Source organism: Pseudomonas sp. GD03842, from assembly GCF_029841165.1.
Lineage (GTDB): Bacteria > Pseudomonadota > Gammaproteobacteria > Pseudomonadales > Pseudomonadaceae > Aquipseudomonas.
On the sequence record NZ_JAOCEA010000002.1, the window covers coordinates 406,956 to 426,877 of the forward strand.

Here is a 19,922-nt window from a genome sequence, read left to right on the forward strand (position 1 = left end):
GTAGTTGCGATGAAACGTGTAGGTCTGGTCGGTTGGCGCGGTATGGTTGGTTCCGTGCTCATGCAGCGCATGCTGGAAGAGCAGGATTTCGATCTCATTGAGCCGGTTTTTTTCACCACCTCCAACGTCGGCGGACAGGGTCCGTCGGTGGGCAAGGACATTGCGCCGTTGAAGGATGCCTACAGCATCGACGAGCTCAAGACCCTTGACGTGGTGCTGACCTGCCAGGGCGGCGACTACACCAGCGAAGTGTTTCCGAAACTGCGTGAAGCAGGCTGGCAGGGTTACTGGATCGACGCCGCCTCGTCCCTGCGCATGGACGACAGCGCCGTGATCGTGCTCGATCCGGTCAACCGCAAGGTCATCGACCAGCAACTGGACGCCGGCACCAAGAATTTCATCGGCGGCAACTGCACTGTCAGCCTGATGCTGATGGGGCTGGGCGGTCTGTTCGAAGCCGGTCTGGTGGAGTGGATGAATGCCATGACCTACCAGGCAGCGTCGGGCGCCGGTGCGCAAAACATGCGCGAGCTGATCAAGCAGATGGGCGCCATCAACGCCTCGGTCGCGGACGATCTGGCCAACCCTGCCAGCGCCATTCTGGACATCGACCGCAAGGTGGCTGAGGCCATGCGCAGCGACAGCTTCCCGACCGAAAACTTCGGTGTGCCCCTGGCAGGCAGTCTGATCCCTTGGATCGACAAGGAACTGCCGAACGGTCAAAGCCGCGAAGAATGGAAAGGCCAGGCCGAGACCAACAAGATCCTCGGTCGCTTCAAGAGTCCGATCCCGGTCGACGGCATCTGTGTGCGCATTGGCGCCATGCGTTGCCATAGCCAGGCACTGACCATCAAGCTGAACAAGGATGTGCCTATTGCCGACATCGAAGGCCTGATCAGCCAGCACAACCCGTGGGTGAAGCTGGTGCCGAACAACCGTGAGGCGAGCATTCACGAACTGAGTCCGACCTCCGTGACCGGCACCCTGAACATTCCCGTCGGACGCCTGCGCAAGCTGAACATGGGTTCGCAGTACCTGGGCGCGTTCACCGTGGGTGACCAACTGCTGTGGGGCGCTGCCGAGCCACTGCGTCGCATGCTGCGGATTTTGCTGGAACGTTGATTCCCAGCGGTCGCCAACCCTGAAAGCCGCCTTGAGGGCGGTCGATGGGACGATTCCCCCACACCCTGCGAGGGCTACGCGTTCGCAGGGTGTTGCATTTTTGCGGGGCTTCCCGGGCCACTCGCTCGAATTCCGGCGACCTCTACCCGCGGACGCGATTGACCGGTAGTCTTCAACCGACAAATCACACCGTGAATGAGGGGCAACGATCTCCCTGCACCGGGACCGGCCCGTTTTCAGCGACCGAGGCGAACGTTGAGCGAAAGACGCGAGTTCAGCGGGGGCATGAAGGGCAAGAACCTTCGCTACCTGGACGATAACAAGAACACACCCAGTGCAACGACCCGGACCGGGTTTCTGTTGCTTGAACACTTTTCCCTGCCGGCCTTCACCCAAGTACTGGACACCCTCGTCACGGCCAATCTGCTGCGGCCCAGGCTGTTCACCTCGCGCACCTTTGGTTTGCACGAAGGCGAAGTCGTCAGCGATCTGGGGCTGGTCATCCGGCCTGACGCGAAGCTGGAATTGCCAGACCTCAAAGCCCTCGATCTGCTGGTCATTTGCGGCGGCTATCGCACCGAACTGAACACTCACGAAGCACTGACGACATTGCTCACCACCGCGGCCGATCTGGGCATTGCGCTGGCCGGGCTGTGGAACGGCGCCTGGTTTCTCGGCATGGCCGGATTATTGGAAGGCTATCGGTGCGCCATTCACCCTGAACACCGCCCGGCGCTGGCTGAGCTGTCGAAAATCACCCATGTGACCAGTGAGCCGTTCGTGGTCGACCGGGATCGGCTGACCGCATCCAGCCCGTCAGGCGCGTTCCATATGGCGCTGGAGTGGATCAAGGGTCTGCACGACAAGGCGTTGGTGGAAGGTATCGAAGATATCTTGTCTTTCGAAGAGTCCCGCTATCGCCGGATCAAACCCAGCCGTCACCTCTCGGTCAGCGCGCCGCTCAAGGAAGTCGTCAAATTGATGGACGCCAACCTGGAAGAGCCGCTGGAGATGGAGCAGTTGGCGCTGTACGCCGGACGTTCGCGGCGGCAGATCGAGCGATTGTTCAAAGAACAACTCGGCACCACGCCGCAGCGGTATTACCTGGAACTGCGGATTACCGAAGCCAGACGTCTGTTGCAGCACACCGAACTGTCCCAGGTTGAGGTGCTGGTGGCCTGTGGATTCGTTTCGCCGAGTCACTTCAGTAAGTGCTACAGCTCGTATTTCGGGTATCGACCGTCGAAGGAGAAGCGGTTGGTGAAGTGAGGTGTTCGCGCTGCTACCGCGTCAGCCAAACCGGGCGGATCGCTCAGTTCAGGGACAACTCGCAAAACCGCAGCCGGTTGCCAAACGGATCGGCCACTTCCATGACCTTGCCCCAGCCCTGTTCCTGAATGCCGGGGCGGGCATGTTTATAGCGCTTTGCGTTGAGTTCTTCGCACAGGGCTTCGATCTGCGTCACCGGCACGAAAACGCCGTGTTCCGACAATTGACAATCCCCGTGCCGCTTCTCTAGGATGCCGCTCATGCGCCGATTTAAACAGCTACTTGCGGGGCGCCGGATGTCGAGCATTCGTCACCGAAATACCGCTAAAGCGCTGGTTCGGTGTTGCCTCTCACCGCTGCCCAGCGGAACACTGAGGCGGAGAACCCAGCACCATGAGCAACACGTCCAGCCCACGCCCCCTGATTCGTCTGGTCCCACTGACCAGTCCGTTCAATCGTCGCAATCCGAAAATCCTTCTGGCCGGATCCCATCAGCCGACGCTGCTGCGTTATCTGGACGGTCGACCTCGCCGCCAGCACGGCCCCCATGCCTTTCTGATTCAGTTCATCGCGGCAGATGAGTCACTGGAGCGCTTCAACAACGATCAGTTCGATCTGGCCGTGGTTCAGGCGCCCTCGGCGGACAGGGCTGATGCGGTGATCCGCCACCTCACACGCATCGCCCGTCAGGGGTTGATTACCCGTTGTTGAGATGACGCAACGCAGGCTGCAGCGGCTCCTGGGGGTGAGTGAGCGCGCGCTGCCCACGGATGCGATTGGCGTGTTGGCATTGCGCGATCAAGCTGTGGCGCAGCGACCAATCGGTATTGATGATGTAAAAGTTCTGGATATAGCTCCACTCGTCCACTGACGCAAACCACTGATCGACCTTGTGTGACAGGTCAGTGGCTGCGTGAAAGGGCAGCGAGTATTTGGCGCATTGCACGGCGGTGAGGCGACAAGGTGTTTTTTCCTCTTGGGCGACGCTGTCGATAAAGGCTTTCAGGGTATTGGTGTTGAACAGGTTCTCCCCGGGCCAGCGCTGAAGTACGCCGTCCCAGAACTCATCACGGACGCTGCTGTGGTTGTAGGCGATGACGACGTTGCGACCCGGATAGTCCGCCCAGAAACTGCTCAGCGTCAGGTCACTCAACTGGTAGGAGATCAAGCGCTGTTCCATCTCGTCGAACAGCAGGCCCTGAAGTTCTGCGTGCGCTTCATCGGTAAAACCGTCGAACTGATGAAAATCCAGGATGACGATTTCCTGCGCAGGGGCGCCCTGGCTTTCCAGTTCCTGAAAGAACGCTTTGACCTTTTGCACGATGTCGACGGCCACCGTTCTGCCGGACGAGGTCAGGTGATAGAGCTGAAAACGCCGGGGGCTGTCGGCCGGCTGGTTCTTGTAGAACGCGACGCGCAGATCCAGTACGCGGATCCCATGGCGAAGCTGTTCGTGAGGTGACACATCCTGAGCGATCTCCTGAGGCAAGCCCAGGTTAGGGGATTGTTTGTCGCTGCCGGAGTTGTGTGTGCCCGGCAGGATCAGTTCGTCGATCCGCAGGTGTTGCAGTTCGGGCGTTTCGGCCATCCATTTCATGTGGATGGGTGGGTGGTTTTGTAGAGTCTGGCTCATGGCGTCGATCCTTGACGTTGAATTGATGAATGATGAGCGTTACGCGGCACAGCGAAGCGCTGCTCGTGATACCCATGGACAGGTTTGCGTGTTCGCCAGAACCAAGCAATGGGGTTCCGGCCGGTGAACCGTTGCGAGGTGTGTTCAGCGAAAACAGGCAGGGTGCGGTCCTAGCTCCGTTTTCCGCCAGCGTCGAGAACGTTGTGGATCACCGGTGTCCTACTGCCGCTGACAACTCTCGTTGCAATCGCGCCTCAGGCGAACTCAGCGCACCCGCAGCACGACGCGGCCCCGCACCGGTTCGTCATCCAGATGGTTGTGCGCCTTACCGAACTGTTCGAAGGGCCAGGTTCGATGAATGTCCGGCTTGAGCAGGCCTTTGATCGTCAGATCGTTGATCACCTCCAGCGCGCGTGCCATCGCTGCGGCGTTCTGCTCGATGCCCAGTTCCGGTTTGCCGGTGAAGTTCTCAAGGCAATGCACGAAGAAACGCATGTTCTTTCTGAACGCTTGCATCGCCGGGAACGGCGTGGTGTTGCCACCGCGCAAGCCATACAGCACCAAGCTGCCGCGGGGGGCAAGTACATCGCCCAGCAGCGACAGTTGGCGACCGCCGAAGCCATCGAACACCGCCTCGATGCCCTGGCCTTTGGTCAATGCCTGGATACGCAGGCCGATGTCGTCCTCGTCGGTGACGATGACGCGCTCGGCGCCGTTGGCCAACAGGTATTCGCGATCTTCGGCATGTTGCGCGGCGGCGATGACATGCAGGCCCAACGCCTTGCCTAACTGAACGAAGGCAATGCCGGGGCTGTAGGCCGCATCGGTCACCAGCACGGTCTGGCCAGTCTGAACGCCTGCCAGGTCAACGAGGGCAAAGTACGCCAGCAACATCGGCGTGTAGTGCACGCTGGCCTCTACGGGGGTCAGGACGTCGGGGTAACGGGTCAGGGCGTTACGCGGCACGATGACGTGATCGCCACACACGGGATAGTCGTTGGCGCTCATGGCCTTGAAGCTGGCCACCCTGTCGCCCACCTGCAGATCGGTGATGCCCGGTCCGATGGCCTCGACGATACCGGCCATTTCACTGCCGATACCGGCGGGCAATTGCACCGGGGCCAGGGCGAGATTCTGACGCCACAACACATCGTCCCAGCTCACGCCGAGGGCTTCTGCACGAACCAGCACTTCCTGCGGGCCGGGTAACCGGTCAGGCTGCTCCTCGCAACTGAGCACATCGGCTTTGCCGAAGCGATGAAATTTGATGGCGCGGGACATTTTCAACCTCGACTCATTTGATTAGGGTTGAGAAAACTTTAAGGGCGCGTGGCGTTACGCACTATTTCTGTCTGTCGATACCCGACATGCCTGCTATCAATTGGGGTTTGTGGAACGCGCACGCGATCGGAGCAGAGCGGTGAGCAGGCGCATAGAGCGCGCACCAGGTCGTTAGATTTTTCCATCATTCAGGGGTTGGCAATGTCGTGTGATGTTCGCTTCAAACAGGCGTGTGAGCAGGTCGGTCACGACTTCGATGGTGAGATCAAGATCGGCGGCAATTACGTCCCGCTGGTCCGTCATGACGATCAGCTGTACATCAGCGGTCAGATTCCGAGGGTGGGTGACCAGGTGATGGTGACGGGCAGGGCGGGCGCCGATGTGACCCTGGAGCAGGCGCAACTGGGGGCGAAGATCAGCGCCCTCCGCGCGATCGCATTATTGCAGCGCAGCCTGGGCAGCCTCGATAACGTCAAACGGGTCTTGCGCATGACCCTGTACGTGCAATGCACCGACAGTTTCACCCAGCAGAGCGAAGTCGCCGACGGCGCGTCCGAGGTGTTGTTTTTCGTGTTCGGCGAGGCGGGCGCCCATACCCGCAGCTCGGTGGGGGTGTTCCAGTTGCCGAAGAACGCAACCGTGGAAATGGACCTGATTGCGGTGGGCGGATAGCCGAGGAGCCACGATGCCCAATGGGGCACCGCGAACGGCTCGCCGCTCAGGCTCAACCCCTGTCACTTGCCCCACGCCGCCAGAGCGCTTTCGACAAAATGCCTGACTTTGGGCAAACGGTAGCGGTCCTGCGGGTACATCAGCCAGAGCGACCGACTCGGTGGCGGCCAATCCTGCAACAACGGGACCAGTGTTCCGGCGTTCAGGTCCCCGCGAATCAACACATCCGGGAGCATCGCGATGCCCATGCCGGTCAACGCCGCCTGGCGCAAGGCGGGTGAGCTGTTGACGATCATCGGCCCGGATACCGGGATCTCGATGATTCCTTCAGGGCTGGTGAGCATCCACAGCTTGTCGGCGGCGCGCCATTCGTCACCTGCCGGGTAGGCGAAGGACAGGCAGTGGTGGTCCCGCAAGTCTTCAGGCGTGATTGGGGTGCCGCGCCGGTCAAGGTATTCCCGCGATGCGCAGACGGTGAGGGTGTAGTCCTCGAGCGGTCGGGCGATGAGTGCCGAGGGATCAGGCTTGCCCAAGCGGATCGCGGCGTCGAATCCGTGTTCGATCAGGTCCATCAACTGATTACTCAGGACCACCTCGATCCTCAATTCCGGAAAGCGCTGGCTGAATGCGCTGAGCATGGGCGAGAGGCGTTCGGCCCCGAATGCGGGGGGCGCGGTCAGCCGCAGCGTGCCACTGGGCCGTGTTTGCGCATGCTCGGCCATGCGCTCGGAGTCGCTCACCAGGCCGAGCACTTCCACGCAACGTCGGTAGTAGAGAACGCCGAATTCCGTCAGGTTCTGTCGACGGGTCGTGCGGTGCAGCAGGCTGACCCCGAGGCGTTGTTCAAGGGCTTTGAGGTGGTTGCCCGCCATGGTCGTCGACATTTCGCAATGACGCGCCGCCGCCGTCATGCTGCCGCTTTCGACCACCTTCACAAATACGGTCATGGCCTGGAACACGTCCATTATCAACCTCTGCTTTAAAGTCACTCAACAAAGTCGATCTTTATACAGTAAAAGCGGTTAACGATACTGAGCTTCACACCGACCTGGAGCTCCGACAATGACCGCCGCCTGCCTGATGAACACGTATAAACCGCTGCCCTTGAGCTTCGTCAGAGGAGAAGGCGCTCGTCTCTGGGATGACACGGGTCGCCAGTACCTGGACGCCGTCGCAGGCGTCGCGGTGACCAATGTCGGTCACAGCCATCCGCGCATCGTCGAGGCCATCAGCGACCAGGCGGGGCTGCTGTTGCACACGTCCAATCATTACCGCATCGATTGGCAACAGCGGTTGGCGGGGAAACTGACGCAGTTGTCAGGGCTGGAGCAGGTGTTTTTCAACAACTCCGGGGCGGAGGCCAATGAGACCGCGCTCAAGCTTGCGCGCCTGTATGGTTGGGCCAAAGGCATCGAGCAACCGCTGGTGCTGGTCATGGACAACGCCTTTCATGGCCGCACCCTGGGCACGTTGTCCGCCAGCGACAACGGCGCGGCGCGCCTGGGTTATCAGCCGATGGCCAGGGACTTCATCAAGGTGCCGTTCGGCGACATCGTCGCCATCCAACGGGCAACGCACGCCTACGGTGAGCGCATCGTCGCGGTGATGCTCGAGCCGGTGCAGGGCGAAGGCGGCGTGGTGCTGCCGCCGCCGGGCTACCTCAAGGCGCTCCGGGCCCATTGCAGTCAGAACAGTTGGCTGATGATGCTCGATGAAATCCAGACCGGCATTGGCCGCACCGGCCAGTGGTTCGCATTTCAACACGAGGGGATTGCGCCGGACGTCATTACCCTGGCCAAGGCGCTGGGCAACGGCATCCCGATGGGGGCATGTCTCGCGAACGCTGCCGTAGGCCGTCTGTTCACGCCCGGCAGCCATGGCAGCACCTTCGGCGGCAATCCCTTGGCCTGCCGGGTTGGCTGCACCGTCCTCGATATCGTCGAGCAGCAAGGGCTGTTGAGCAACGCCGCCATTCAGGGCGAGCGTCTGCTGTCGGGCCTGCGCGAAGCGTTGAGCGGACATCCGGACGTGCTGCAGGTGCGTGGGTTGGGCTTGATGATCGGCGTGGAGTTGAGTCGGCCCATTCGCGACCTGTGCCTTCATGCCGCGCGCGCTCACGGCGTGCTGATCAATGTCACGCGCGGCCAGACCATTCGCCTGTTGCCGCCATTGATCATCGACGCGGCGCAGGTCGAGGCGATCGTGCGGGGGGTGGTCAGTGCGCTCGACTGAACAGCGCCGCTGAACTCCAGCGAAGCCAGGCGACTCTCAACCCACAGATCACTGAGCGGCTGTGGGCCCCTGACATGACTACCGAGAGCGTTCCATCGGACACCGGCCCCGCCAAGGGGCAACCTTTCGACACCGACCTCCCGGCGCGGCTGGATCGCCTGCCTTGGGGCCGTTTCCACACGCTGTTGGTGTTCGCACTGGGCATTACCTGGTTGCTCGATGGTCTGGAAGTCACGTTGGCCGGTTCGGTTTCCGGGGCGCTCAAGGAAAGCCCTGTGTTGCGCCTGACCAACGCCGACATCGGCCTGGCTGGCGGCGCCTACATCGCAGGTGCGGTGCTGGGGGCGCTGTTCTTCGGCTGGCTGACGGACCGTCTCGGGCGCCGCAAGCTGTTCTTCATCACATTGGCGCTGTACATCAGCGCGACCGCTGCGACGGCGTTCTCCTTCAGCCTGTGGAGCTTCATGCTGTTCCGCTTTCTGACCGGCATGGGCATTGGCGGCGAATACACGGCGATCAATTCCACCATTCAGGAATTCACCCCCGCTCGTTTCCGTGGCTGGGTCGACTTGACCATCAACGGTACGTTCTGGATCGGTGCCGCGCTGGGGGCGGTGGGGTCGATTGTGCTGCTCGACCCGGGCTGGATCGGCGCAGACCTGGGCTGGCGGCTGTGCTTCGGAATCGGCGCCGTGCTGGGGCTGATCATTCTGTTGATGCGCCTGTGGCTGCCGGAAAGCCCGCGCTGGTTGTTGATTCATGGTCAGGCTGACGAAGCCAGGCGGATCGTGGAAGGCATCGAGGCGCGTTTTCGTGAGCAGGGGCATGAGGTGGCAGCGTTCGACGGCAAGACGTTGCGCTTGCACGCCCGCGACCACACGCCGCTTAGGGAAATCTTCGACACATTGTTCAACCGCTACCGCCAGCGCGCCCTGGTTGGCCTGACCCTGCTGACCGCCCAGGCGTTTTTCTACAACGCGATCTTTTTCACTTATGCCTTGGTCCTGACTGAGTTTTATCAGGTGCCTTCAGCGGCCATTGGCTGGTACGTGCTGCCCCTGGCGTTGGGGAATTTCTGTGGCCCGCTGTTGCTGGGTCGGTTGTTCGACGTGGTAGGGCGACGTGTGATGATCAGCCTGACCTATGCCGTTTCGGCGGTGTTGTTGAGCATCAGCGGTTACCTGTTCGAACAGGGCGTTTTGAGCGTCACGCAGCAGGCGATCGCTTGGATGATCATCTTTTTCTTCGCCTCCGCGGCCGCCAGTTCCGCTTACCTGACCGTGGCGGAAACCTTTCCGCTTGAAATCCGGGCCTTGGCGATCGCGGTGTTCTACGCCTTTGGAACGGCGTTGGGCGGCATTATCGGACCGACACTTCTCGGCGAACTGATCGACAGCCACCAGCGAGGTCCGGTGTTCATTGGCTACCTCATCGGTGCAGCGTTGATGCTGTTGGCGTCAGGGGTGCAGGCGGTCTGGGGCGTCGCCGCTGAGCGTAAATCGCTGGAGCAGGTCGCCAGGCCGTTGTCTCAAGCCGACGATTGAGCGCTGTCGCGGGGTATCGCTGTCTTGGTAGCGGGAAGGACATCACGCTGAGGCCGTCCCGCAACAGTCAATGCATCGGCCCGCTACCGACGGGCCGGGGCGCTAACGTGTAGCGAATCGGGCGCTCATGCGCCGGGCCGCTGTGTCGAACGCCGCGATCATTTCTTCGATGACGTCATCGTCGTGCTCGAACGAGAGGTAGAGGCGTCCGTACGGCGACGGCATCACCAGCACGCCGGCCTCCCGCAGCGCCAGGTGCAGGGCCGAGCTGAACGCAGGATCGGCGATGGACGAGGCCTGTTGGTACGTGGAGGGGGCACCGGCGGCCGGCGCACCGGCGGTCGGCGCACCGGCGCCCGGCCAGATGCCAAAGACGTTGCCGTAGCCGCTGGTGACCACGTGGATGCCTTGCGCCGCGAAGCGGTTTTCGAGGGCGTCACGCAGCGTATCACCACGCTGGATGAGTCCTGCGTAATCTTGACTGTCGAGCTGCGCCAGGGTGCTGGTCACCGCCGCGCAGGCCAGCGGATTGCCGCTGAAGGTTCCCCCGCGGGTGACACGTCCCTCCTCGAACCCCGCGAGAACATGGGGTTTACCCACCACTGCGGAGACAGGCACGCCGTTGCCAATGGCCTTGCCGACGCTGGCCAGGTCCGGGTCCAGCCCTTCACGCAAGCCGGCCAGCCCGGGGAACAGGCGAAAACCCATCAGGACTTCATCACAGATCACCAAGGCGCCGTGCCGGTGAGCGACGTCCTGAACGTGCTGGAGATAGCCGGGCAGGGGCATGATGCAACCGGCGTTGGCCAGCATCGGTTCAAGGAGTACCGCTGCGACGTCAGGGTCCTCAGTGAACAGCCGTTCGATGTCGGCGAAATCGTTGAAACGAATCAGGGTCGTGCGTTCGGTGGACGGACGCGCACCGTCCTGGAAACCCGCTTCGGCGCTGGTGACGTTGCCGAAACTGACATCATCGAACCAGCCGTCGAACCCGGCGGCCATTTTGGCGATCTTGCGGCGGCCGGTGTAGGCTCGGGCTGCGCGGCAGGCGAGGTGCACCGCCTCGCTGCCGGAGTTGGTGAACATCACTTTGGTCAACGCGCCGGTGTGGCGAGCCAACGCCGTTGCAGCGCCGTGCTCGCGAACGTGTGCCCAGGACGGCGAGGCGCTATCGGCCAGGGCTTGAGCCACCTGGGCGTTGACGGCGTCATTGGCGTGGCCCAGTAACACAGCGCCGAAACCCAGCGCGGTATCGATGTAGCGACGCCCCCGGTCATCCCACAGATAAGCGCCTTTGCCATTGCGGATAAACAGCTTTTCGCCGTTCAGTTCAGGCAGGATACGGGCGGCGCTGGAGACGTCGCCCACTAGATTCGTCATGCTTGACCTCGGTGTCAGGGCAGTAAAAGGTGCCACTCGAGCCTGTCGGCCCAAGTGGCATCGAGCGCTGGGCGCTTATTGTTTCGAGGCGATCCATGCGTTGAAACGCTGGTTCAACGACTCGCTGTTGTCGACCCAGAAATCGACGTCCAGCGGCAGGGACTCGGCGAGGTTTTCCGGCGTGGTCGGCAATTCGGCCTTCAGCTCGGCGGGCACGAAGGCATTGGCTTTGGTATTGGGCAGGCCATAGGCAATGAATTTGGGCAGCTTGGACAGGTTTTCAGGCTGACTGGCGAAGGCGATGAAATCCATCGCGGCGGCTTTGTTCTCGCTCCCTTTGAGGACGGTCCAAGAGTCGATCGCCGATACGCTGCCGTTCCAGAGAAACTTGAAGTGCTTGCCTTCGTTGCGGTTGAAACCGCTGATCCGGCCGTTGTACGCCGAGCTCATCACCACGTCACCGGCGGAGAGCATCTGCAAGGGCTGAGCGCCCGCTTCCCACCAGACGATGCTCGACTTGATGCTGCCCAGTTTGTTGAAGGCACGGTCCACGCCTTCAGGGGTGCGCAGCACCTTGTAGACATCCGCCGGTTTGACGCCGTCGGCGAGCAGGGCGAATTCCAGCGCGTATTTAGGCCCTTTGCGCAGGCCGCGCTTGCCGGGGAATTTCTGAGTGTCGAAAAAATCGGCCCATGAGGTCGGTGCGGTTTTCAGTTTGTCGCCGTCCCATGCGACACCGGTGTTCCACACGATATTGCCGACGCCGCAGTCGCTGACCGCCTCGGGAATGAAGTCGGCTTTATTGCCGACCTTGGCCCAGTCGATCTTTTCGTACAGGCCCGCCTCGCACCCCAGCGCGAGGTCTTCGGCCTCGACTTCCACGACATCCCAGTTGGGGTTGCCGACTTTGACTTTGGCGTCCAGTACGCCGACGCCGCCATCCCAGCTTTGGTCAAGGACCTTTTTGCCGGTCTGGGCGGCAAACGGCTTGAAGTAAATCTCACGCTGCGCGTCCTGGAAGTTGCCGCCCCAGGAGACGATGGTCAGGTCACGGGCGCTGGCGGATTGCGCAGCCGCCAGGGTGGCGACGGTGAACGCGAGAGCGGCTAGGGCGTGGCACGGCTTGTGCTTCTTGTGCATGGGGAACCTCGACGCAGAGTGAGTGTGGGTGGTGGTAAAAATATTTACCACTCGCCCATCTGCGGAGCAAGTTTTATTTTCCTGCGCGTCTGAAAAAATCCAACTCGCCCGATAAGCCGGTAAGCGATTGATTTTTCACGTCCGTGATTTGATAGTGGGCAGCGATATTCAGTGCGCCTGCGCCGCAGCCCTGCGGGTCGGCAAGGTCGCACCGCCTGCGCCCCCCATCGGCAGCCTGTTACGGTGACGTCATCCAGCTGCCGCAAAGGGGTGCGAAATACCCAAACGGGCGCACCCATTCGAGGAAAACAGCGTGTCAGAAACACCGGCGAACAGCCGCAACCCCCATGCCCCCGAAGAGCGGGTCGAAGATCTGGACGCAGCAGAGGAGACGCTGTCGGTCGGCGAGCGGCTCAAGGCGCTGCGTCAGAGCCGGGGCCTGTCGATCCGAGGCCTTGCCGAGCTTGCCGGCGTGCCGCACGCCACCCTGTCGATCATCGAGCGGGACAAGTCCAGCCCCTCGGTCAGCATTCTCAAGCGCCTGCTCAAACCGTTGAACGTGACCCTCAGCGTGTTCTTTTCGGACTCGGCCGTGGTCGACCGCGCAGTGTTCTACAAAGCCAGCGATCTGGTCGAACTGGCGGACGGCAAGAAGCTGTCTTACCGGCAGGTCGGCGCGAACCTGGCCAACAGTTCGATGATGATTCTGCATGAACGCTACGAGCCTGGTGCCGACACCGGGCAGGAAGGGGAAGAACTGTATTCCCATGAGGCCGAGGAGGGCGGCATCGTCATCGAAGGCCGGCTGGAAATGACTGTCGGCGACGAGGTGCGCGTGTTGTCCCCAGGCGATGCCTACTACTTCGACAGCCGCCTTCCGCATCGCATGCGCAACCCGTTCGATGAAGTCTGCGTGGTGGTCAGCGCGGTCTCGCCGCCGACGTTTTGAAAACCGGTCAGCCCCACGGCGATTCTTTCAGCCGTTGTTCGAGGAAATCCCGAAACACCCGGATTCTGGGGCTCAAATGCTTGCGATTGGCGTGTATCAGGTAGATAGGCTCCTTGTGTGGCAGGCTGAAATCGGTGAGCAACGGAATCAGCCGCCCCTGTTGCAGGTCCGCGCCAATGTGGAACTGGGCAAGCTTGACGATCCCCGCACCTCTCAAGGCCATTTCCCTGAGCAGGTCTCCCTGGGCGAAGACCGCTTTCGGGACGATGGGCACGGTGCAGACGCCCCTTTCCCCGGCGCGGAATTGCCAGGTATTCCATGCACTTTGAAAACCGAACGTGAAGCAGTCGTGCTTCAGCAGGTCCATCGGGGTGTTCGGTGTGCCTCGGCGGGCGAGGTAATCTGCAGACGCGCAGGTGATCCACGCGCTCTCGCCGATCTTGCGCGCCACCCGCGAGGAGTCGGGCAGTCCGCCGCTGTGAATGGCGATGTCCAAGCCTTGTTCGAACAGGTCCACGTACTGGGGGCCGGCCTGCAGATCGACGGTCAGGCCCGGGTAGGCGGACAGGAAATCCGGCAGCCAGGGGAGAATCTGGTGTTTGGCGAACGTGGTCATGGTGTGAATGCGCAGCGATCCGCTGACTCGGTCCGGAAAGGCTTGCGCCAGTGAGTCGGCTTCGGCCATCGCGTGCATCACCCCTCGGGCGCTGACCAGATAGGCCGAGCCCTCTTCGGTCAGGGTCAGGCTGCGGGTGCCGCGCTGGAAGAGCCGCACGTGCAAGCGGTCCTCCAGGCGGGAGATCAGCTTGCTGATCGCCGACGGGGTCAGACCATTTGCCCGTGCCGCTGCCGAGAAACTGCCGTGCTCGGTCGCCCACACGAAGGCCAGCATCTGTGAATAGTGATCCATCCGCTCGCTCGCGACCGCCAGGTTGTGACGAAGCCTGCCAGTAATCGCCTGCTCGGACAACCGGGCTCAGCGGATGAATTGCTCGATGTAGTCGTCCGGCAGGCCCAGCGACTGGTAGTGCTTGCGCGCGGCCTCGAGCTTGGTGAATACATCTTCGTAGCCCACCGCGACCCCTTGCGGATCGACATAGGTGTAGCCGCCCTGCACGTGGAACCAGGTGATCATCTCGTCGACCCCCTCCGGCACGAACAGGGTGTGGGTCTCGCCCGGGGGCTCGTAAGCGAACGAGCCCTGCTCGGCCACCCAATCATGTTCCAAGTAGTACCAGCGACCTTTGAGCACCAGCGCGTGCACGCCGCCGCTGTGTCGGTGGCGAGACAGCACGCCGCTCTGACGCACACGGAGCAGGTTGATGTAGTAGCCCCCCGTGGTGCTCAGCAACAACGGTTTGAACGACACCGATGGCGTGACCGGTACCCACAGCGCGTCATCTGCGAGCCAGTCGGTCAGTACCCCCGCGTGGACCATGTCCGGCGTCATGAAAGGTACCTGGGGCCGTTGATAGGGAATGGCGAGTTCGTCGGGCTTGGGCGCTGTGCTCATTTTATTGGGGTTCCACGGTCGGTGAGGGGCCCCTGTCATGGGTGGGCCGGGTTGAGCACAGACTAGGCGAGCGGCAGCGCGGGGAAAACGCCCGTTCGGGCACAGCCGCTGTGAACGTCAGGCACAGAGGGGAGGGGGTGCCCCGTCAATGCAGCATGCGGCGGGTTTCGCTGAGGTTATCTTTGAGAATGTCGTTCAGTTCCTTCCAGGGATACCGTACGCCCTGCGCCGAAATCCGGCAGGCGTCGGTGTGGCGAAACGGTTGCTCGTTGAGCGTGGGGCACTGACCGGCGCCGCAGGCGCGGCAGACCAGTTTATGACCATGGATGATCCAGTCCCTGTTCCAACCGTCCATCGTGATAGGGGGGCGTTTGTTCGACATGCCTGTACCTCGCGTTCGGAGCATCGGATGAAGGGGCCCGCTTGCTTGCGCGGGCCCGGACGCAGGTGAACGACGGCATGACGTCATCCCCGAAGCAATCACGCTGAAGTGTAGGCGTGTTTTTGGGCATCAGGTCGGCGGGTCGTCGGTTGCCGTCACAGTGACCACTTGAGCGAGAACATCAGGTTGCGAGGATCGCCATAGACGCCGCTGCCGGTGGCCGTGGGAATGCCTTGCCAGTACTTTTCGTCGAGCAGGTTATTGAGGTTGACGCGCGCGTCCCAATGCTCGTCGAAGCGGTAACCGGCCATGAGGCCGACCACGGCATAGGCGTCTTGCACGGAGCGACCGTTGCCCACCCGGTTGTAGGTTTCGCTCTGGGCCAGGACGTCTGCGCCTACACGCACCTTGTTCCACTGGCCTGGGAGGTGGTAAGTCGTGGCGGCTTTGAACAAGTGCTTGGGCTGGTTCGGGGCGAACAGATCGCCTTTTTCGAAGGTCCGGTCCTTGACGTACTGGCTCAGCACCAGCGTATAGGCGGCGCTGAACTGCCAGTCCGGCGTCAGCGCACCGGTGATTTCGGCATCGACACCCCGGCTGCGCACTTCACCGGCGGCTTCGTAGCAGGTGCGGTTCTGCTGTTGGCAACCGGCGGGCTGATCGGGAATGGCGTAGGCACGGTTTTGCTGGGTCATGTCGAACAGCGCCACGGAGGCATTCAGCCCGCCGTCGAAATATTCGCCCTTCAAGCCGATTTCATAGCTTTCGCCGGTCATCGGGTCAAGGATGCCGCCGCCCACGTCCTGCTGGCTCTGGGGCTTGAAAATCTCGGTGTAGCTGGCATAGGCCGAGTAGGTCTCATTCAGGTCGTAGACCACGCCGGCGTAAGGGGTGACCTCCTGGGTCACCTTATAGTCGCCGGTGGCGGCGGAGCGGTTCTTGTAGTCGTACCAACTGACGCGACTGCCGAGGATAATGTGCAATGGATCGACCGGGTTGAAGCGTGCGGCCGCGTAGACACCGTCCTCGGTGGCCGTGTTCTGGCTGACGTAATCGGTGCGCGTCGCGGGGTCAGGCTTGGGAAGGCTGTGGGGGTTGAAGTGGTAGATATCGATCGGCGTCGAGCCGTAATACCCGCCTTTCTGGTCGAACTTCTCTTCCCGCCGACTCACCCCGAGCGTGAGTTCATGCTGTCGGCCGAATAATTGAAACGGTCCGGACACTGAACCGTCGAGGTTGGTCTGCACGTCGGTGGTGTCGTACTGGCCCGAGGCCTGCCCGAACCCGTTGGCGCCCGAGGCGGTCAGGTAGCTGGAGAACATGTCCGATTCGGCCCAGATGCGGGCCGCGGCCAGCTTGCCCGTCCAACCGTTGTCGAAGCGGTGCGTCAGGTCAGTGAAAACGCTGACGTTGTCCCGGTCCCAGTAGGCCCAGTCGTTGCTCAGGAAGGTGGAGCGGGGCAGGTGCAGGTTCTCGCCGTTGCGCCCGGAGGGCAGGCTGCCCCAGTCCGAGGTCGCATCGTCGCGTTGCTTCGACGCACCGAAGGTCCAGGTGGTCGCGTCGCCGAGGTCGGCTTCCAGTACGCCATAAAACGTCTGGCGTTCCCGGTCTCGCTCGTCGACGAAGCTGTTGCCCTGCTCGTAAGCCGTGACCACCCGACCCCGCAGCGTACCCGCCTCATTGAGTTTGTTGGACGCATCCACTTCGGTGCGGTAGCGATCCCAACTGCCCGCCTGGGTCGTCACGCTGACCTGGGGTGTTGCGGTGGGGCGTTTGCGCACCAGGTTCAATGTCGCCGAAGGGCTGCCAGCACCCGTCATCAAACCCGTGGCGCCGCGCACCACTTCCACGCGGTCGTACAGCCCCAGGTCGGCGCCGGAAATGGTGTCCAGCGTGAAGTTGCTGACGATGGTGGGCAAGCCGTCATACATCAAGTTGTCGATCGTAAAGCCGCGCGCGAGGAACTGCTGACGGTCCGACCCGAATTTGCGCAAGGTGATGCCGGGTGCGTACTTCACCACGTCGTTAAGGTCATTCATGCCTTGATCATCGATGCGCTGGCGCGTGATGACACTCACCGATTGGGGTGTTTCGCGAATCGACAAGGGCAGTTTGGTCGCTGTGGTCATCGAACCCGTGGTGTAGGAACCGCTGCCCTCCGTCGTCGCCTGCCCGGCCACACTGCTGGTCTGGGCATCGATGTTGATGGTGTCCAGTGTCAGCGACGTGCTGTCGGTCGATGGAGCCGGCGCAGCGAGGAGAACGGCAGGCGCGGCAAAGGCGAGCAGACCGGACAAGGCGGGCGAGAACGGACGAAGCATCAGGTATTTCCTAAGCGGGAGCGTATGAAGGCGAGGGGATCCGGCAATGAAGGCGATCACGCACTGGCCAGTGGCTAGACAGCGCGCCAGAGCGTAACAATTCTTTTACAAAGGGTTAATTGAGAAAGAGTAGCAATTGCATGCGCAAATGTTTCTTGATGTTACGCCTCGAACGTTTAGCGTCGGTCATTTCAAATCTGAAATGATGAGTTTCTGAGGGTTCTATTTTGTGCGCCAATAGCCCCCGATAAGCTTTTCCTACATTTAATTCAGCCCCAGTAGGGGGTCAGGAGAAGCATCATGGCTCGTAAGCTCGAAGGTAAAATCGCCTTGGTCACCGGTGGCACATCAGGGATTGGCCTGGCGACCGCTAAGCGCTTTGCCGAGGAAGGCGCTCACGTTTACATCACCGGGCGCCGTCAGGCCGAACTCGATGCCGCAGTCTCCCAAGTCGGCCATGCCACCGGCGTGCAGGTCGACTCGGCGAAACTGGAGCAATTGGACGCGCTGTATGAGCGTATTCGAAGTGAAAAAGGCCATCTCGACGTGCTGTTCGCCAACGCCGGTGGCGGATCGATGCTGCCTTTGGGGGACATCACCGAGGCGCACTACGACGACACCTTCGATCGCAACGTCAAAGGGGTGCTCTTCACCGTCCAGAAGGCCCTGCCGCTGCTGGCGAAAAACGCATCGGTCATCCTCACCGGTTCGACGGCGGGCAGTTCCGGCACCCCGGCGTTCAGTGTGTACTCGGCATCCAAGGCTGCGGTCAGGGCGTTCGTCCGCAGTTGGATTTTGGACGTGAAAGAACGCAAGGTGCGCATCAACACGCTCAGCCCGGGTGCGACCAAGACGCCGGGGTTGGTCGACCTGGCCGGACCTGACGCCGCCCAGCAGCAAGGCCTGTTGGATTATCTCGCCTCGCAGATCCCGATGGGCCGCGTTGGCGAGCCGGTGGAGATTGCCAACGCAGCGGTGTTCCTGGCGTCGGATGATGCCAGTTTCGTCAACGGTGTCGAACTGTTCGTCGATGGCGGGCAAGCTCAGATCTGATCGTCGCATCACGATGCGCAAGGGGGCAATGTTCAGCATTGCCCCCTTTTTTATTGCACGTCGCCTGCCTGCCTCCCACCACTCGCCTGAGCGGTCTGTTCCTTAAGGACTCAGCTTGAGACTTTCCCACTAAGACGCTTTTTATCGGCGCAAACAACGCCCTCCCTGAATCAGATCATCGAGATGCTGGATTGACTTCGAGCAATATCTCGCTAAAGTGCGCATAAACGAGCGATTAAACTGTGAAAGCGTCGGCACCGAGCATGACGCTACGCTCGCGATGGGAGGTGAGGAGATGTCGAGCGACTTGCACAGTGCGGCTTATGCGGTGCTGTTGCCCGCGTTGGCCGGGCTCGAACTGGACGATACCGTTCGACGCTGCCTGAGTCGGGGAGGGGTTTCGGTGCTCCTGGGCGAAACGAGTGATGAATACCTGGCGCGTAACATGAGCTATGAACGCCGGCGCACCGAGACCCATGAGCACATCGCGCGCATCGCCGATGCCGCCGCCTTTCACGCCGGCGCGCCCGTACTGGTGGCCGTGGACCAGGAACTGGGTGGCATTCAGCGTCTGCATCGGCTTGTGCCGGGCCTGCCGTCGGCCGAAGCGCTCAAGGGGCTGGATGCCGCCGAAATCGAGGCGCGCAGTTACGAAATGGCCAGCGTCGCTCGAGTCATGGGGATCAACCTGTTTCTGGCGCCCCTCGTCGATGTCGTCACCGGCACCCACCCTTGGCTGCATCGTCGCCACCTCGGGGTCGATCCTTCAGAGGTGTCGCGCATCGCCTGTGCGTTCATTCGTGGGGTACAACGTGCTGGGGTTATCGCGACCGCCAAGTATTTCCCCGGTCATTGCCACACCGAGCATGATCCTGCACTGGCGCTCGCCAGTGTTCTCGGGGCCCGTAAGGAGATGGAAGAAGGGCTGGAGGTGTTCCGTCAGGTCATCGCAGCCGGTGTGCAGGCCATCATGCCGGGGCCAGCGGTGTTTCCCGCGCGGAATCCCGAGCATTCCGCGAGCACCTCGGCGAAGGTCATCAGCTTGTTGCACGCGCGGCTGGGGTTCGATGGGTTGATTGTGTCCGACGACCTGGACGCCCTGTCAATCCTGCGGGGCAACAGCGTTGCGGACACTGCGGTCAACGCATTGCGGGCAGGCGCGCACTTATTGCTGGTCTCCAGCGAATCAGGGCTGGATGCCATTGCTCAGGCGATTGTGAGCGCGGTCGAGGGCGGCGAACTCGACGCGGGCCGATTGTTGGCCGCAGCTGCAAAGGTGCGCAGCGCGGCTCAGGCCTCCAAAGCGCAGGTCGCCTCTGGGCTGTATGTGTCGTACCCGATTTCCGGGGGCCACCTGACGCGTCGGGTCATGCGCTGAAGGCAGTATCAATGGCACGCAAGGAGGGCTTCGGCAAAGCGGCTGATCTTCAT

Annotated in this window: 19 protein-coding genes; 9 read left to right on the forward strand and 10 right to left on the reverse strand. The window is 61.7% G+C overall.

The window, feature by feature from the left end:
• Positions 1 to 9 precede the first annotated feature (9 nt).
• Entirely contained in the window at positions 10 to 1,122 is a 1,113-nt protein-coding gene (gene asd / locus N5D61_RS04360) for an aspartate-semialdehyde dehydrogenase (RefSeq protein ID WP_108239736.1), read from the forward strand.
• Between the two features lie 255 nt (positions 1,123 to 1,377).
• The gene (locus tag N5D61_RS04365; RefSeq protein ID WP_279891010.1) at positions 1,378 to 2,391 is read left to right on the forward strand and encodes a GlxA family transcriptional regulator; all 1,014 of its coding nucleotides are present in this window, start codon (positions 1,378 to 1,380) and stop codon (positions 2,389 to 2,391) included.
• A gap of 43 nt (positions 2,392 to 2,434) precedes the next feature.
• On the opposite strand, the gene N5D61_RS04370 is transcribed toward N5D61_RS04365, so the two are convergent.
• A complete protein-coding gene (locus N5D61_RS04370; RefSeq protein WP_279891129.1) occupies positions 2,435 to 2,653 on the reverse strand; it encodes a glyoxalase superfamily protein in 219 nt (72 codons plus the stop codon).
• A gap of 131 nt (positions 2,654 to 2,784) precedes the next feature.
• Between N5D61_RS04370 and N5D61_RS04375 the strand changes: the two genes are divergently transcribed.
• Positions 2,785 to 3,102 (forward strand): hypothetical protein, encoded by a 318-nt coding sequence (locus tag N5D61_RS04375; protein WP_108239733.1) that lies wholly within the window; start codon positions 2,785 to 2,787, stop codon positions 3,100 to 3,102.
• Here N5D61_RS04375 and N5D61_RS04380 read toward each other — a convergent pair.
• Both N5D61_RS04380 and N5D61_RS04385 read right to left on the reverse strand, forming a co-directional pair.
• The gene (locus tag N5D61_RS04380; RefSeq protein ID WP_279891011.1) at positions 3,089 to 4,024 is read right to left on the reverse strand and encodes a hypothetical protein; all 936 of its coding nucleotides are present in this window, start codon (positions 4,022 to 4,024) and stop codon (positions 3,089 to 3,091) included. The two genes, N5D61_RS04375 and N5D61_RS04380, sit on opposite strands and share 14 nt — an antisense overlap.
• 264 nt (positions 4,025 to 4,288) lie before the next feature.
• Positions 4,289 to 5,305: a zinc-dependent alcohol dehydrogenase family protein gene (locus N5D61_RS04385; RefSeq protein WP_279891012.1), complete on the reverse strand. Its 1,017-nt coding sequence runs from the start codon at positions 5,303 to 5,305 to the stop codon at positions 4,289 to 4,291.
• A 201-nt stretch (positions 5,306 to 5,506) separates the two neighbouring features.
• On the opposite strand from N5D61_RS04385, the gene N5D61_RS04390 reads away from it, so the two are divergent.
• Positions 5,507 to 5,977, forward strand: a complete 471-nt coding sequence (locus N5D61_RS04390; RefSeq protein ID WP_279891013.1) for a RidA family protein — start codon at positions 5,507 to 5,509, stop codon at positions 5,975 to 5,977.
• A gap of 62 nt (positions 5,978 to 6,039) precedes the next feature.
• Here N5D61_RS04390 and N5D61_RS04395 read toward each other — a convergent pair whose 3' ends face one another.
• A complete protein-coding gene (locus N5D61_RS04395; RefSeq protein ID WP_279891014.1) occupies positions 6,040 to 6,942 on the reverse strand; it encodes a LysR family transcriptional regulator in 903 nt (300 codons plus the stop codon).
• 97 nt (positions 6,943 to 7,039) lie between these two features.
• On the opposite strand from N5D61_RS04395, the gene N5D61_RS04400 reads away from it, so the two are divergent.
• Together N5D61_RS04400 and N5D61_RS04405 are read left to right on the forward strand one after the other, a co-directional pair.
• A complete protein-coding gene (locus N5D61_RS04400) occupies positions 7,040 to 8,209 on the forward strand; it encodes an aspartate aminotransferase family protein (protein WP_279891015.1) in 1,170 nt (389 codons plus the stop codon).
• Between the two features lie 74 nt (positions 8,210 to 8,283).
• Positions 8,284 to 9,753, forward strand: a complete 1,470-nt coding sequence (locus tag N5D61_RS04405) for an MFS transporter (RefSeq protein ID WP_279891017.1) — start codon at positions 8,284 to 8,286, stop codon at positions 9,751 to 9,753.
• Between the two features lie 102 nt (positions 9,754 to 9,855).
• On the opposite strand, the gene N5D61_RS04410 is transcribed toward N5D61_RS04405, so the two are convergent.
• Entirely contained in the window at positions 9,856 to 11,133 is a 1,278-nt protein-coding gene (locus N5D61_RS04410) for an aminotransferase class III-fold pyridoxal phosphate-dependent enzyme (protein WP_279891018.1), read from the reverse strand.
• Positions 11,134 to 11,208: 75 nt separating this feature from the next.
• Positions 11,209 to 12,273, reverse strand: coding sequence for an ABC transporter substrate-binding protein (locus N5D61_RS04415; RefSeq protein ID WP_279891020.1), 1,065 nt, complete (start codon positions 12,271 to 12,273; stop codon positions 11,209 to 11,211).
• Between the two features lie 313 nt (positions 12,274 to 12,586).
• Between N5D61_RS04415 and N5D61_RS04420 the strand changes: the two genes are divergently transcribed.
• Positions 12,587 to 13,222 carry a cupin domain-containing protein gene (locus N5D61_RS04420; protein ID WP_279891021.1) on the forward strand — a complete coding sequence of 212 codons (636 nt, stop codon included), beginning with the start codon at positions 12,587 to 12,589 and terminating at the stop codon, positions 13,220 to 13,222.
• 7 nt (positions 13,223 to 13,229) lie between these two features.
• On the opposite strand, the gene N5D61_RS04425 is transcribed toward N5D61_RS04420, so the two are convergent.
• From N5D61_RS04425 to N5D61_RS04440, 4 genes are all read right to left on the reverse strand, one after another.
• Entirely contained in the window at positions 13,230 to 14,132 is a 903-nt protein-coding gene (locus N5D61_RS04425; RefSeq protein WP_279891023.1) for a LysR family transcriptional regulator, read from the reverse strand.
• 66 nt (positions 14,133 to 14,198) lie between these two features.
• Positions 14,199 to 14,735 carry a 2,4'-dihydroxyacetophenone dioxygenase family protein gene (locus N5D61_RS04430; protein WP_108239724.1) on the reverse strand — a complete coding sequence of 179 codons (537 nt, stop codon included), beginning with the start codon at positions 14,733 to 14,735 and terminating at the stop codon, positions 14,199 to 14,201.
• Positions 14,736 to 14,880: 145 nt separating this feature from the next.
• Positions 14,881 to 15,117, reverse strand: a complete 237-nt coding sequence (locus N5D61_RS04435; RefSeq protein WP_279891024.1) for a hypothetical protein — start codon at positions 15,115 to 15,117, stop codon at positions 14,881 to 14,883.
• Positions 15,118 to 15,272: 155 nt separating this feature from the next.
• Positions 15,273 to 17,438 carry a TonB-dependent siderophore receptor gene (locus tag N5D61_RS04440; RefSeq protein ID WP_279891025.1) on the reverse strand — a complete coding sequence of 722 codons (2,166 nt, stop codon included), beginning with the start codon at positions 17,436 to 17,438 and terminating at the stop codon, positions 15,273 to 15,275.
• A gap of 300 nt (positions 17,439 to 17,738) precedes the next feature.
• Here N5D61_RS04440 and N5D61_RS04445 point away from each other — a divergent pair, with 300 nt between their 5' ends.
• On the forward strand, positions 17,739 to 18,491 hold the full coding sequence (locus N5D61_RS04445) for an SDR family oxidoreductase (protein ID WP_279891027.1): 753 nt from the start codon (positions 17,739 to 17,741) through the stop codon (positions 18,489 to 18,491).
• Between the two features lie 295 nt (positions 18,492 to 18,786).
• The gene (locus tag N5D61_RS04450; protein ID WP_279891028.1) at positions 18,787 to 19,869 is read left to right on the forward strand and encodes a glycoside hydrolase family 3 N-terminal domain-containing protein; all 1,083 of its coding nucleotides are present in this window, start codon (positions 18,787 to 18,789) and stop codon (positions 19,867 to 19,869) included.
• Positions 19,870 to 19,922: the final 53 nt, after the last annotated feature.

What these genes read in the sequence shown, in the direction of transcription:
- asd (WP_108239736.1), top strand. Translation starts at nt 10, where the DNA reads ATGAAACGTGTAGGTCTGGTCGGTTGGCGCGGTATGGTTGGTTCCGTG.
- N5D61_RS04370 (WP_279891129.1), bottom strand. Translation starts at nt 2,653, where the DNA reads ATGAGCGGCATCCTAGAGAAGCGGCACGGGGATTGTCAATTGTCGGAA.
- N5D61_RS04375 (WP_108239733.1), top strand. Translation starts at nt 2,785, where the DNA reads ATGAGCAACACGTCCAGCCCACGCCCCCTGATTCGTCTGGTCCCACTG.
- N5D61_RS04380 (WP_279891011.1), bottom strand. Translation starts at nt 4,024, where the DNA reads ATGAGCCAGACTCTACAAAACCACCCACCCATCCACATGAAATGGATG.
- N5D61_RS04385 (WP_279891012.1), bottom strand. Translation starts at nt 5,305, where the DNA reads ATGTCCCGCGCCATCAAATTTCATCGCTTCGGCAAAGCCGATGTGCTC.
- N5D61_RS04390 (WP_279891013.1), top strand. Translation starts at nt 5,507, where the DNA reads ATGTCGTGTGATGTTCGCTTCAAACAGGCGTGTGAGCAGGTCGGTCAC.
- N5D61_RS04395 (WP_279891014.1), bottom strand. Translation starts at nt 6,942, where the DNA reads ATGGACGTGTTCCAGGCCATGACCGTATTTGTGAAGGTGGTCGAAAGC.
- N5D61_RS04400 (WP_279891015.1), top strand. Translation starts at nt 7,040, where the DNA reads ATGACCGCCGCCTGCCTGATGAACACGTATAAACCGCTGCCCTTGAGC.
- N5D61_RS04405 (WP_279891017.1), top strand. Translation starts at nt 8,284, where the DNA reads ATGACTACCGAGAGCGTTCCATCGGACACCGGCCCCGCCAAGGGGCAA.
- N5D61_RS04410 (WP_279891018.1), bottom strand. Translation starts at nt 11,133, where the DNA reads ATGACGAATCTAGTGGGCGACGTCTCCAGCGCCGCCCGTATCCTGCCT.
- N5D61_RS04415 (WP_279891020.1), bottom strand. Translation starts at nt 12,273, where the DNA reads ATGCACAAGAAGCACAAGCCGTGCCACGCCCTAGCCGCTCTCGCGTTC.
- N5D61_RS04425 (WP_279891023.1), bottom strand. Translation starts at nt 14,132, where the DNA reads ATGGATCACTATTCACAGATGCTGGCCTTCGTGTGGGCGACCGAGCAC.
- N5D61_RS04430 (WP_108239724.1), bottom strand. Translation starts at nt 14,735, where the DNA reads ATGAGCACAGCGCCCAAGCCCGACGAACTCGCCATTCCCTATCAACGG.
- N5D61_RS04435 (WP_279891024.1), bottom strand. Translation starts at nt 15,117, where the DNA reads ATGTCGAACAAACGCCCCCCTATCACGATGGACGGTTGGAACAGGGAC.
- N5D61_RS04440 (WP_279891025.1), bottom strand. Translation starts at nt 17,438, where the DNA reads ATGCTTCGTCCGTTCTCGCCCGCCTTGTCCGGTCTGCTCGCCTTTGCC.
- N5D61_RS04445 (WP_279891027.1), top strand. Translation starts at nt 17,739, where the DNA reads ATGGCTCGTAAGCTCGAAGGTAAAATCGCCTTGGTCACCGGTGGCACA.
- N5D61_RS04450 (WP_279891028.1), top strand. Translation starts at nt 18,787, where the DNA reads ATGTCGAGCGACTTGCACAGTGCGGCTTATGCGGTGCTGTTGCCCGCG.